Source organism: Neobacillus bataviensis LMG 21833 (assembly GCF_000307875.1).
Lineage (GTDB): Bacteria > Bacillota > Bacilli > Bacillales > Cytobacillaceae > Neobacillus > Neobacillus bataviensis.
Genome location: NZ_AJLS01000121.1, coordinates 91,498 through 103,765 on the forward strand (window position 1 = coordinate 91,498; position 12,268 = coordinate 103,765).

The window sequence follows — 12,268 nt, forward strand, 5'->3', positions numbered from 1 at the left end:
CAAGCTCTTTTTTAAATCTAGAATTCCGGCAATTGATCAAGATTATTTTCCTTTATTCCGTCAGGTTCGCTGCGGATAATGTCTCTCCCATATTTGTGGAAAACATCGATATGGGCAATCTTCCCCGCCTTCGCTTCAGCTAGTGCCGTAATATAATCTAGCTCCCTTCCTGCATTTGTTTTAAAAGCAATCAGGTCGCCATCATCATTTTTCCTGACAGCGACAAATTCCTCTTTGCCATCCAGATTCGATTGATCGGCTTCTATGGGGGTTTGCTGCTTATACTGTTCGTATATCTTTTCAAAATCTTGTTCCATCCTGTCACCTCCGAACGTTTGTTAGTATTTTTCTATTTTTAAAAATTATCCCCTTGTCCCGTAATTGTCAAAAACTGTTCAATATTTTCCTCTACTAAAAAAATTACCCCATTACCATACGTGGTATAATTTACCTAATTGGGGGCGATCAAATTGGAAGCAAGGGAAGGGAATGCTTGGTTTTATATACGAAATCATCAGCAACAGGGACCCATCGGATTGTTTGAACTGAAAAAAATGTTTGAGCAAGGTATATTAACTCCTGAAACCTTTGTTTGGTCAAAGAATTTGAATCAATGGCAAATGGTAAAAAGCCTTGATCTATTGCCAGATATAGTTTTTAAGCCCAAGGAGTGTGCACAACCTGAAGAAAATTTCGCTAGTACTTGGCAAGAAATTGAAAAGGATACCTATCCAAAAGGAAGACCGTTTGTGCGATATCTAGCAAGGTTTTTCGACCTTTCGTTATTTTCACTAGTCTTAATCACTTTTGTATCAATCTTCTCTCCCAAATTCATCTTAGAAACATCTGGAAGCTTTATCTTTATGCTTTGTCTCGTTCTCTATGTATTGGTAGAGGCATCCATCCTCTCGATTTTCGGAAATACATTAGGGAAGACCATCCTAAACGCCCGCCTTCGAACGATTAATGGTGAACCGCTTCATTTTCTGATTGCACTCAAGCGGAGTATTTTTGTAACAGCAGCCGGAATGGGCTTTGGTGTACCGATTATTAATTTTATTTGCTTTTATTTTTCCTTTTTTGATCTTAAAAAGAATGGGATATCCACTTGGGACCAGCAGATTGGAACAGTTGTCCTATATGGAAAGGTTAGTCCAACGCGGATCATTTTCGTTAGCCTCTTTCCTATTGCGTTATTAATTGCCGGTCTGTCCATTTAGTTATTTCTTTTGTTTCACGTTGTAAAAAGCTGAACAATCTCTTCAAAATAAGAGCCCTCCATACACCAATATGGAAGGGTCTTCACATCTTTCGAATAAAGGGTCAAGAAACTATTGGCCCATATCATTTCTGTTATATAGTATTATCTACCGCTATAAATACCAATCGGATTTCCATCAAGATCAAGGAATTGCGCAAAAGTCCCGCCGCTAGGAATCTCCGTTTCAGGTAAAATCACTTTCCCACCTAACTCGGTTACCTTCTCTAAACATGCTGACATGTCCGCTACTCTAATATAAAGGGTCAAGTAAGGTTGTTCCTCAAATGTCCAATTAAAAAGGTGTCCGTCTAAGCCGGTGTCTTCGTCAGAGATACTCATGACCGGACCATCATCGGTAATTCGCCAATTAAAAACAGCTTCATAAAACCCTAGTGAACGATGCCCTTCTCTAGCTGCGATTTCAAAGAAACCAATTTGATTAAAGTCAATCACAGCTTTGCTTTGGCTCACGGCATGGGTCGTGCCTTGGTAGGCACCCATGATAATCCCATCTGGGTCAACAAATTGGGCAATCGAACCGCCTGTTGGGACGGCCATTTCCGGGAGGATGACTGTGCCACCCATTTCCTCAACTTTTGCCAAACATTCTTGAATGTTTTCAACGTTTATGTACATGCTGGTATGTGTCGGATGGTTATTATGCGGCCATTTGAGAATATGGCCGCTTAAGCCTGCGCCGGAAATTTGCAGTAACGGCCCAACATCGGTCACTTTCCAATTAAACACTCCCTCGTAAAAATTTTTTGCTAGATTTCCATCTCTCGCTGCGATGACAAACATCTTAATTGTGTTTCCCATATTTTCAACTCCACTTCCTAATTACATCTAATATCAGTTTACAGTATGAACATCTTAAACCAATACTTAAACTTCGACAAAAAGGGTACTTTTTCCTTTATAGTTAATATGGCTATAATACTTGTGATAGGAGTGACGCAAATTGGCAAGATACGATAAAACCCATGATCCGGGGAAAAATAAAGAACTACTTGAGCAAATTAGCGGAAAACGCCTTGATTTGAAACAGGTGATTCAGCAAACGGTATACATTTTTGAGCAATGCCGAATGAATCGTCGCGCCCCGATTCCGGAAAAAGTGCAGCCACTTTCTTTTTCAGAAAAGGCCATGGAAAGTTTATTTCGTCTTACAGCAAAGCGTTCACAGATTCTGGAATCAACTCGGATTCTTGTGGATGATGAAGGAAATGTGATTCCTGATTGGAAGTCTAAACTGGATCAGGAATACGAGCAGTTGCTGGCAAACATCATAATGGAAGTCAATGTTGCGGATTTTGGTGCGGTTGGGGATGGAAAAACGGATTGTACAGACGCTTTTAAAAGGGCACTCGGCACAGGACGGGTAAAGGTTGTAGTCCCCCCTGGGGTTTTTATCACCAAAGGCATCCGCCTGCCGTCCTGGACATGTCTAATTGGCAAAGGAAAAGGTTCAACAACAATTAAGCTGCATGACCAAGCTTCGAAGGGAACCCGGTTAATCACAAACGCTAATCATTGGCGAGGCAATCATCATATTTTTGTCCAAGGAATGAGTTTAGACTGGAATGTCGAAAGGATTGGGATTGCGGCAAAAACGAGTACTTGGGGCAATCATTCAAGCTGCCTAACCTATGCAAATGTTACCTACGGCTGGGTCAAGGATGTTGAAGGAATCAATCCGGGACTCCATTGTTTTGACATTTCCTCCACTCAGTACAATTATGCCGGTGACGGATATCGTGCCCGTGGCGGCAGCAAGTATGTATGGCTAGATCATGTATCGGGCTATGGTTTCGGTGATGACGGAATTACAACACATCATAGTGATTATATCTTTATTTCTAATTCCCATATTTGCGATCCCAGCGGACGGGCGCATCAGAAAGGTTTTTCCAATTCCAATGGGATTGAAGTGGATGATGGTTCGCGAAATGTGTTATTAGCGAATAATTCTTCTGCTAGGTGCTTTGGCGGCGTGGAAATTAAAGCCCATCAAAATTCCTCCGCGGCTAACAATGTACAAATTGTTGGGCATCTTTCCGTGAACGATAATCGTGCCTTTAACTTCCGTCATATCGGGCACCATAAAATCACTGATCCAGAATCTCAATCTGCCTTTAATATTATCGCTGTAAACCTTGCAGCAATTGAACCGATTTTTACAGATTTATATAAGGATTCCGCACCGCGGGGGATGGTTATTTCCGCCTACAAAAATGTAGTAGTTAATCACTTTACATTGGTCGGCGACCCCAATTACGATTATAAAAGGAATCCATTGGTCGCCCTCCAATATCGAGCGAGAAATGTATTTTTGGATAACATTACAGCCACTGACTTTAATAAGGCTGGTGCCATGATTAAGGTTTACGGTGGCGACAATCGCGCGGATTCAATTAAAATTCTTACTTACCCTTCTGAGAAAATCGAAATTGGTTCAGGAGTCCAAGATATTACTATAGACAGTACGGAAAGCGTCAATGTTTACTTTTGACGCTTTCCTTCTTTTTCAACAACGATTTCGTCCACAAGCTTTTCGGCTACTCTTCGATATAAATTGCTCATGTGGACAAGTGACGAAATCATCAATACCTGCTCGAGATAGGCTGAACCCTCTTTTTCAGTCTCGGCAATTTCCTCTTTAACTTCCTTCACTCTTTCCTCAATATCCACTTTAAAATCAGTCGTATTTCGACTGGTAAGATGCAAATAGCTTGAATAAAAAGTATCTAAATCAACCGCTTCATCTACAATCTTTTTATTCATACCACTTAGGGTTGCCTTAATATCATTGATCGATAGCGCCCCTTTTAACTGGTAAATCAAGCTCATTAAGATCAGATGCTCTTTTGAATACTTTTTATTTTGAATCGAAAAAATCAGCTTTCCCTTCGCGTAGTTATTAATCATCGTTTTGGTAAGCACCTTTTCGTCCTCATTCCTCTTCGATGCATTGAATTTATTTTCGAATAATTGAATGACTTGATCCATATATAAATCTATCTTTGGAATTTCATCCAAGGATAAGCTTGTTTCTAAGCCAAGTTCATCGATGATTTTTTTAATATTTTCCATGATAAAAGAACCCCACCATTTTAATTAGTAATTTTATTATACATAATGAAATAAGAGTTGACTAGGTTTCAACTTATCAGTATTATTATAAGTAGTTATCAAAACTACATGTTGTGTTAGGGGGATTTTTTAATGAACAGTTACATTCGGGAACCTATTAACGGACTAACTCATTTGGCGGGGGCCATTTTCGCGTTTGTCGGGCTGCTTGCGATGGTTATTAAAGCGGCATCGACCACTCCAACCCCACTTGCACTTTCGGCCGTCATTATTTTTGGCGTTAGTATGATTCTGCTTTACTCGGCATCCGCGACATATCACATGGTTATTGCCCGTGCTAATGTCATTGCCTTTTTAAGACGGCTTGACCATTCGATGATTTTTGTACTGATTGCCGGTACATACACACCTTTTTGTTTTATTAGCTTGAACGGAAAAACCGGTGCGATTCTATTTTCAATTATCTCGGGAGTCGCCATCAGCGGAGTTGTTTTTAAAATGATGTGGTTTAACTGCCCGCGCTGGATTTCAACCGCCCTGTATATCGCTATGGGTTGGATGATTGTGTTTGTTTTTTCACCGTTAACTGGCAGCTTAAATCCAGTTGGTTTGTTTTTATTGGTACTTGGAGGAATCTTCTATACAATCGGTGGAATCATATATGGGGCAAAACCGAAATTTTTAGAATTGAAGTATTTGGGCTTCCACGAGATTTTTCACATATTTATTATGCTTGGCAGCCTGGCACACTTTTTATCAGTGTATTTATACGTCATTTAAAACGCCTGCTGACAAGGCGTCTTTTTTTTAGACAAATTGGTGACATTAAATATTTTAAATTGACTCACACTATAAAGAGTTGTTAAATAAAAAAGGCACAAAATTGATAGAGGTGTTTTTCTTGTTTCGATTATTTTTTCAAATTATCGTCATTGGGTTATGCTCCATTCTTTTTGGCTTTGCCTTTAATACCTTTCTTATTCCACATAAGCTTACATCAGGTGGTGTGACAGGCATCGCCTTTTTCATTCATCATTTTACGTCCATCAATACCGGCTGGGTCATTTTAGCCATTAATTTCCCGTTATTTTTTATAGGCTTGAAATACCTTGGAAAAAGATTTGTGTTGCTCACTGGTTACGCTGTTCTAGTTCTATCGTTTAGTATGAAGTTTATTCCGATTCATGCGATTAGCCCTGATATTCTGCTGTCATCGATCATTGGCGGCGCCCTATATGGGATTGCTGTGGGGATTATCATTCGGCTTGGAGGATCAACTGGCGGGACTGATATTATCAGTCTAACGCTTGCCAAACAAAAAAATATGCAGGTTGGCTTTTTAAATACATGTATGAATCTTCTGGTAGTAGGGATTTCCGGACTGATTTTTGGATGGAACATCACATTGTATACGATTATTGCGATTTATGTAGCCGGTCGTGCCGTGGATATGGTTTACACCACCCAGAATAAATTAACCTTAACGATTGTGACGGAAAAATATGAAGAGCTCAGTGAGGCCTTGATCCGGCTGCATGCCAGGGGAGTCACGATTACAGATGCGGAAGGTGCCTATACCCATAAGCCTAGAAAGGTGTTAACAACCGTCATCACTAAATTCGAACTGAATGAAACAAAACATACCATTCGATCTGTGGATTCCAAAGCGTTTGTAAACATCATGCAAACCATGGAAGTAATGGGACGATTCCGCAGGGATTAATAAAAAGGCAGTTGGGGCATTTGGCACCCAACTGCTTTTTATCATTTCACATCTTCCATTAATCTAGAAAGTTCATTCATTAAAACTTGCGCATGATTATAAATAGGATCCTTTGCTCCATAGAGAAGTGTGACTCTTTCACTTGATGCAATTTCAAAAATCCGCTTGATATATTGCTGCTTTTCGTCATTAGTACGAAGTTCCTCAAGATATTTAGCTGTAAAATCTTCAAATAGCTCTGGTTTATGGCAAAACCATTTTCGCAGCTCCGGGCTTGGAGCAATTTCCTTAAACCAATGAGATAACCTCGCCGTCTCTTTAGAAATTCCCCGCGGCCACAGCCGATCAATTAAAATCCGGCAGCCATCCGTGTGATCAACTGGTTCATACACTCTTTTCAGAAAAATAGCAGACATAATTGCACCCCATATTCTGTTTGGTACCATTAAAAACAGTAGATGTCCACCCCATATGGACAGTGTCCATAAAGGGTGTCAGGCACCAAATTAGTCTTCGTCTTTCACGTCAATGCTTTCTGGAATTGGTTCGCTTAGGATTTCATCGACGAGTTGTTTGTATTTTTCTATTTGTTTTAGGTGGGTGTTGAATTGTTCTTTGTATATTAGATAATCGCGGCCATCATATAGGGCACGTATCTTCTTTTGTTGGATGAGGCTTTTGACTGCTGCCTCTGGTACTGATAAATAATCTGCTGTTTCTTTTATGGTAAGGTACAATGCTTTTACTCCTTTCATACAGTTTTCCCTAATCGACTAGGATCCAATTCCAGGACGATGATTAAGGAAGTTTTCGAAGGCAAAGCCCCTGACCTCTTCTTCTTTAAAATGCTTTAACAACTCATTGATGAGATTTTGAGTTTTAGAAGCGTCCTCTAAATCTTTTACAAACAGCGAAATTCCATCGAAATCCGACCCTAACCCAATTTGCCGGGATCCTCCTAGTGAGCAAAAATGATCAATATGCCTCACCAGATCCGCAATTGTCGCCTCGCCTGATTCTTTTATAAAAGGTGGATGATAGACAACATGGATCAGTCCGCCCTTGGCAAACATCGCTTTTGCCTGTTCATCCGTTAGGTTACGCGGATGATTGCATAGTGCCCGCGCATTGGAGTGACTTGCAACTGGATATTTAGCTAATTCAATGACCTCCCAAATCCCTTTATCACTTAAATGCGACACATCTGTGAGGATTTGATGCTCGTTATTAAATTCAACAATCTCTTTTCCAAACAGCGTCAGACCAGCGCCGCGCGGCTCACCGGCACCGTCAGCTGCAAGATTTGCTTGATTCCATGTCAGGCCAACGGAGCGAACCCCGAGTTGATAAAGAATATGGAGTTTCGCTAAATCGTTGCCGATTGCATCCACACCCTCAAGTGTAAGCATGGCGCCAATCTGCCCTAGTTTTAAACGGTCAAAATCAGCCCATTCTTTGATATGAACCATATCCGGATTTTTCCCCAGCACTTCTTTATAAAAATAATCGATTTGCTCAAGGGCAACCTGAAATTTCTGATCCCCCTTAATATCAGGTTCAATAAAAATCGCAAAACATTGCACCTTCACTTTTCCCTTATGTAGCCGGGCTTTATTTGTATGTAGGTCTGGTGAATCTGCAAATCTCAGTGCCCCATTTGCTTCTTGGAGTTTCATTAAGGCGTCACAATGTAGGTCGATGATATTCATATTTTTTAAAAACCCCCTTTTCTAAATAGTAACATCCCCTCACAATTGTCCCCGAGGAGATGCTTCATTGGTTTATTTATTTGTACTAACTGCACCCTTCTTTTCCCGAAAAAGCACATGTTCAAGGAATAAACAGAAAATCAAGCCAACAAGCAATCCATTGGCGACGATATTTCTGAGCCATGGTACGACACTTTCAAAGCCTTGAGGAGGCATAAACATCATGCCGATTCCGACCATCAACGACAAACCAATCACAAGTAAATTCCGTGATGACGGTTCCTGCCCCATCAGGTCGCGAATTCCAAAGCCCATCATTTGGGAAAAAGGAATAAACAAGGAAGCATAGGCCACCTCTAATGGTAGCGTTGATAAAAACCCGCCGATATAAGGGAAAAAGCCTGCGGCCATTATCAGGATAGCACCGATTACGAGCGGGCGCATTTTTTTAATACCAGTCGTCGTAATAAAACCCGCTGAAACGGATAAAGGAACAACACCTACGACGGAAAAAATTCCAGAAACAAACAAATTGACTCCGTTACCGAAAATCCCCTTCTGATACTGCTTTGGCTGAATTTCTTTTTCAAGCGCAATGCCAACAACAAGAATACTGGCAATGACGTTCGAAATAAGAACTACAGAGGTAATGATTGATGTCAATACAATCCCGGCATCAAATTTCGGAGAACCCCAGTCCAATAATTTAGGTACCGCAAACCAACTTGTTGGCTCATAGGTCTTTCCGAGATGGAGTAATCCGAAAAAATGAAACAGAAGCCAGCCGACAACAATGCCGACAAGCGGCCCCATGCTCTTCCATATCCCATTTACTTTTAAGGAAAATAACAAGATAATGATAATTTCAATGATGCAAATTAACGCGATTTTCCCATTTAATTGGCCTGTTGCGGTAATGCCAAGAATACTTTTAAAAAATGAGCCGCTCAATTGGGCGACAAGGAGAATTAAATATACCCCTGTCACAATTGGGGTAAAGAGCAATCGTACTTTTTCAATAATCGGCAAAAATCCCAATATAGCTAAAAATAAACCAGCGATGATTAAGCCCATTTCTAATTGCTGCAGTAATAGAACCTGGTTACCTGGAGCACTCATCGTGCCAAGTAGAATAAATATTGCCCACCACATGCCTGCCGCTCCTTCAACAACGGGCAGACGGTGGCCAATAAATACCTGGATTAATGTTGCGGATCCCGAAACAAACAACATGCGCTGCATAAAAGTTGAAATCTCTGCCGGCGACATATGAAATGCTGCCCCCACCACAACCGGAACAGCGATAATATTCGTCAGCATAAAGACAGCCCATTGGATGCCCTGCACCCCGGACAAAAAGCCGCTGTCCCTTTTAGTTAAGTCATTCATGTAAAAACACCTTCTCTTTTTATAAAGCTATCGATTCTCGCTTATCCTCTTTTTTAAGATAAAAACGATCAAGAAAATGGCCAATTGTGGAGGCAAGTACTTGTTGAAAAAGCATACCTACTACAACTGGTACAGCAACCGCTGGCGGAAAAAAGGATACAGCTATGACGACCCCAGAGCTGATATTTCTCATTCCACCAGTAAAGGTCAGGGTGATCACCGTGTCTCGATCCCTTTTCATCCACCGCCCTAAAAGGAAGGAGAACAAATACCCCGTCATGGCGATGAATAAAACAGCCACAGAAATGCCGACAAGTTTCAGATTAATATTTTTCAAATAAGGAGCAACGACTGATCCGTTTAGCATAACAACAATGCCTAAACTGATTTTTGAAAAAGGAGCTAGACGTGAGCCTAGTTGGACATTAATTTTCCCCTTTGTTGCCTGGTTTAACACCATGCCAATTATGGAAGGAATAACAATCATCCCCAATAGCCCTTTCATCATACTAATGAAATCTAGTTCAACCCTTTGACCGACAAATAACGAAAGCGATAACGGAACTAGGACTGGCGATAGCAAGGTATCAATTAAGATCACCGCTAAGACCAAGGAAATGTTACCTTTGTAGATGGAAACCCATATAAAGCTTGTGATACCTGTTGGGATTGCCATACCTAAAATAAGTCCGGTAATGGTGTAAATATCATCAGAAAAGGCGATATGACCGATTCCCGAGGCCCAGAGCGGCATCAAGACATGGAGGATCAACATCGCCAAGAAAACGGGAAACGGATGGTTCAACACTACCTTCAATGATTTGAAGTTGGAACCCAAACTTCCAGCAAAGGACATAAAAGCAAAAATCCACGGGATTAAGAAGACTAGATCCTGCAAATAGGCACTGAGCAGCACACCTAAAACCACACTAACTGGGGTTAGTAACGGCATGGCTTTTTCTAGTTGTTTATTTATTTTTTGGAGCATGCCGAATCTCTCCTCATTAATCCTCTAATGAGCTCAAATATTCCTTCCACCCCGTAAGACCCCCATCCAATACAGTCACAGAATAATCGAGATTGTCTAGGATTGCGGCGCACTTTGCTGCGGAATTACCCGTTGTGCAGGTGACGATGATTTCTTGATCTTTCGGTAAGGAAAGCTCGGCATCTTCTTTCTCGTCTAGTTGAAAAATAACCGTCTTAGGTAGATTACGGCTTTCCTTTATATGAAATTCATTGAACTTTTCTTCCGCCCGAACATCCAGAAGGACTAGCTTTTCATCGCTGTTCAGCCTTACGTGGAGCTCCTTTGGTGTTATTTTTTTGTAAGTCATTTTTGTCTACACCTCCAATAAAAAGAATAACACAATTTCTTATCTCCGAACGAAAAAAATCCTTCGATAATCGAAAAATAATGGGCGATCTATTGGTACTAAACCAGTTAAATACACCTCAAGTCGTAGATGAAAATAAATCTCCAGTACATGGAGGAAAGATAAAGGATTTCTTATGATATATATAGAAGGAGTACGAAAGAAAAGGGGATGTTAAAAGTGAAGAGAATATTGATATTGTTATTGGTGATTACCGGCTTATATATAGTGTTTAATCAGGCCTATCGCTTCGATATATTTGGCACCAGTAGTGAGGGGAATAAAAACGGGCAGGCCGCTATTTCAACTGATGTACAGGTCATTAAAGTAGATGTTTCAAGTGTCAGTACAACTATTATTCCCGAAGATCGAATCGATTTAAAGGCCGTTTATAATGGGAAACAACAATTAAAGGTTTCAGAAAATGGGGATACAGTGGCTGTTTCCGTAAAAAGCAAGGGATTCAATTTTTTTGACTGGACACCGTTCACGGAAAAATCAAAGCTTACCATTTATATTCCCAAAGATTACGACCGAAATATGACCATCGATTTGGGTTCAGGAAATCTACATTTTTCCGGACAATCTAAAGAAAATCCGATGAAATTAAATGAAGTAACGATTGATATTGGTTCTGGAAACATGGATTTCAAAAATCTACTCGTTAAACGCTGGAGTCAGGACATTGGTTCTGGAAATGTGAAGATTGATTCCCTTAGAACGGAAACAGGCACATTTGACCTTAGTTCCGGTAACATGGATATCAAACACTATATGGGAGCAATGGAAGCAGATGTTTCATCAGGTAGGCTAAATATCCAAATGGATAAATTAACCGATTCAATTAAAATTGATGTAAGCTCAGGGAATGTCGGGCTTGATTTACCTGATCAGGCTGATTTTACCCTTACTAGTGATGTCAGCAGCGGCAACATTTCTTGTGATTTTCCATTGACCACAAAGGAGGTTAGTAAACATAGTATTCAGGGCAAACATGGCTCTGGCAAGTATAAAATTGACCTTGATGTTTCCAGTGGCAATGTCAAAATTCATTAATACCCAAAAGCGCATGGATGCTTATAATCCGTGCGCTTCTTTACTAATTCAGACTTCCCTCCCGCTATGCCATTTTCCACCTGACAATCCCTTATGTATCACGTTTCCGTTTTAAATTCCAAGTAACCAAAAATCTGGAAATATCATACCGTATATTGCCTTGTGTTTTTCTTAAAGGAAGGAGAGTGAAGTATGTACTACTACCCTTTTAATTATCCGTCTGTTCAACCAATGCCGCCCTTTCCAACATACATGGCAGCCTACCCCATTCCGCGCTCCTATCCGCCAGTTGATACCAAAATTTTTGCAGGCTCAGTAAAGTCATTTCGGCTGTTAATGGAACAAGGAAGTATTCTTTTAGACCGCTTGGGTGATGCTAGTTTTGCAAAAAAAATGATGGGTGCTGCCCAGCAAGGGAAAAATACCGAAGTGGATCAAATGATTAAATCCATCGGTCTAAAAGTCCCAGTAATCACTAAGTTTACACCAACCGGAGTGAATTTCATTTTGACAACACAAACAACCCAACAAAATCCATTAAATTGCTGCTCCTTAACCATAGCGATGAAGTGGGGGCAGTAAAATAAGAAAAGCGCAAGCGCCCTGGTCAGCGGCGTATGGCCTGGAGTGCTCCAACTGAGATAAAGGAAACACGGAGAGC

Annotated in this window: 15 protein-coding genes; 6 read left to right on the top strand and 9 right to left on the bottom strand. The window is 40.6% G+C overall.

The window, feature by feature from the left end:
• Window positions 1-17: 17 nt before the first annotated feature.
• Window positions 18-317, bottom strand: coding sequence for a DUF3892 domain-containing protein (locus BABA_RS16995; protein ID WP_007086449.1), 300 nt, complete (start codon window positions 315-317; stop codon window positions 18-20).
• Between the two features lie 153 nt (window positions 318-470).
• Here BABA_RS16995 and BABA_RS17000 point away from each other — a divergent pair, with 153 nt between their 5' ends.
• Complete coding sequence (locus BABA_RS17000; protein ID WP_007086450.1) at window positions 471-1,220, top strand: RDD family protein; 750 nt, start codon at window positions 471-473, stop codon at window positions 1,218-1,220.
• Between the two features lie 143 nt (window positions 1,221-1,363).
• Here the strand turns inward: BABA_RS17000 and BABA_RS17005 are convergent, their stop codons facing one another.
• Window positions 1,364-2,080, bottom strand: a complete 717-nt coding sequence (locus tag BABA_RS17005; protein WP_007086451.1) for a VOC family protein — start codon at window positions 2,078-2,080, stop codon at window positions 1,364-1,366.
• Window positions 2,081-2,222: 142 nt separating this feature from the next.
• On the opposite strand from BABA_RS17005, the gene BABA_RS17010 reads away from it, so the two are divergent.
• Window positions 2,223-3,773, top strand: coding sequence for a glycosyl hydrolase family 28-related protein (locus tag BABA_RS17010; RefSeq protein WP_007086452.1), 1,551 nt, complete (start codon window positions 2,223-2,225; stop codon window positions 3,771-3,773).
• On the opposite strand, the gene BABA_RS17015 is transcribed toward BABA_RS17010, so the two are convergent.
• Window positions 3,764-4,354, bottom strand: a complete 591-nt coding sequence (locus BABA_RS17015) for a DUF1836 domain-containing protein (RefSeq protein WP_007086453.1) — start codon at window positions 4,352-4,354, stop codon at window positions 3,764-3,766. The genes BABA_RS17010 and BABA_RS17015 overlap by 10 nt on opposite strands.
• Window positions 4,355-4,486: 132 nt before the next feature.
• Here BABA_RS17015 and trhA point away from each other — a divergent pair, with 132 nt between their 5' ends.
• Together trhA and BABA_RS17025 are read left to right on the top strand one after the other, a co-directional pair.
• The gene (gene trhA, locus BABA_RS17020) at window positions 4,487-5,134 is read left to right on the top strand and encodes a PAQR family membrane homeostasis protein TrhA (protein ID WP_007086454.1); all 648 of its coding nucleotides are present in this window, start codon (window positions 4,487-4,489) and stop codon (window positions 5,132-5,134) included.
• A gap of 121 nt (window positions 5,135-5,255) precedes the next feature.
• The gene (locus BABA_RS17025; RefSeq protein ID WP_007086455.1) at window positions 5,256-6,077 is read left to right on the top strand and encodes a YitT family protein; all 822 of its coding nucleotides are present in this window, start codon (window positions 5,256-5,258) and stop codon (window positions 6,075-6,077) included.
• A 41-nt stretch (window positions 6,078-6,118) separates the two neighbouring features.
• Here BABA_RS17025 and BABA_RS17030 read toward each other — a convergent pair whose 3' ends face one another.
• From BABA_RS17030 to BABA_RS17055, 6 genes are all read right to left on the bottom strand, one after another.
• Window positions 6,119-6,493, bottom strand: a complete 375-nt coding sequence (locus tag BABA_RS17030; protein ID WP_007086456.1) for a DUF488 domain-containing protein — start codon at window positions 6,491-6,493, stop codon at window positions 6,119-6,121.
• A gap of 90 nt (window positions 6,494-6,583) precedes the next feature.
• On the bottom strand, window positions 6,584-6,832 hold the full coding sequence (locus tag BABA_RS17035) for an excisionase family DNA-binding protein (RefSeq protein ID WP_211214194.1): 249 nt from the start codon (window positions 6,830-6,832) through the stop codon (window positions 6,584-6,586).
• Window positions 6,833-6,850: 18 nt separating this feature from the next.
• A complete protein-coding gene (locus BABA_RS17040; RefSeq protein ID WP_007086458.1) occupies window positions 6,851-7,786 on the bottom strand; it encodes a dipeptidase in 936 nt (311 codons plus the stop codon).
• A 72-nt stretch (window positions 7,787-7,858) separates the two neighbouring features.
• Window positions 7,859-9,175, bottom strand: a complete 1,317-nt coding sequence (locus tag BABA_RS17045; RefSeq protein WP_007086459.1) for a purine/pyrimidine permease — start codon at window positions 9,173-9,175, stop codon at window positions 7,859-7,861.
• 19 nt (window positions 9,176-9,194) lie between these two features.
• A complete protein-coding gene (locus BABA_RS17050; protein WP_007086460.1) occupies window positions 9,195-10,163 on the bottom strand; it encodes a bile acid:sodium symporter family protein in 969 nt (322 codons plus the stop codon).
• A 16-nt stretch (window positions 10,164-10,179) separates the two neighbouring features.
• Window positions 10,180-10,512, bottom strand: a complete 333-nt coding sequence (locus BABA_RS17055; RefSeq protein WP_007086461.1) for a rhodanese-like domain-containing protein — start codon at window positions 10,510-10,512, stop codon at window positions 10,180-10,182.
• A gap of 210 nt (window positions 10,513-10,722) precedes the next feature.
• Between BABA_RS17055 and liaG the strand changes: the two genes are divergently transcribed.
• Window positions 10,723-11,607: a LiaG family protein gene (gene liaG / locus BABA_RS17060; protein WP_083865426.1), complete on the top strand. Its 885-nt coding sequence runs from the start codon at window positions 10,723-10,725 to the stop codon at window positions 11,605-11,607.
• 192 nt (window positions 11,608-11,799) lie between these two features.
• On the top strand, window positions 11,800-12,189 hold the full coding sequence (locus BABA_RS17065) for a YuzC family spore coat inner layer protein (protein ID WP_007086463.1): 390 nt from the start codon (window positions 11,800-11,802) through the stop codon (window positions 12,187-12,189).
• The last annotated feature ends 79 nt before the right edge of the window (window positions 12,190-12,268 follow it).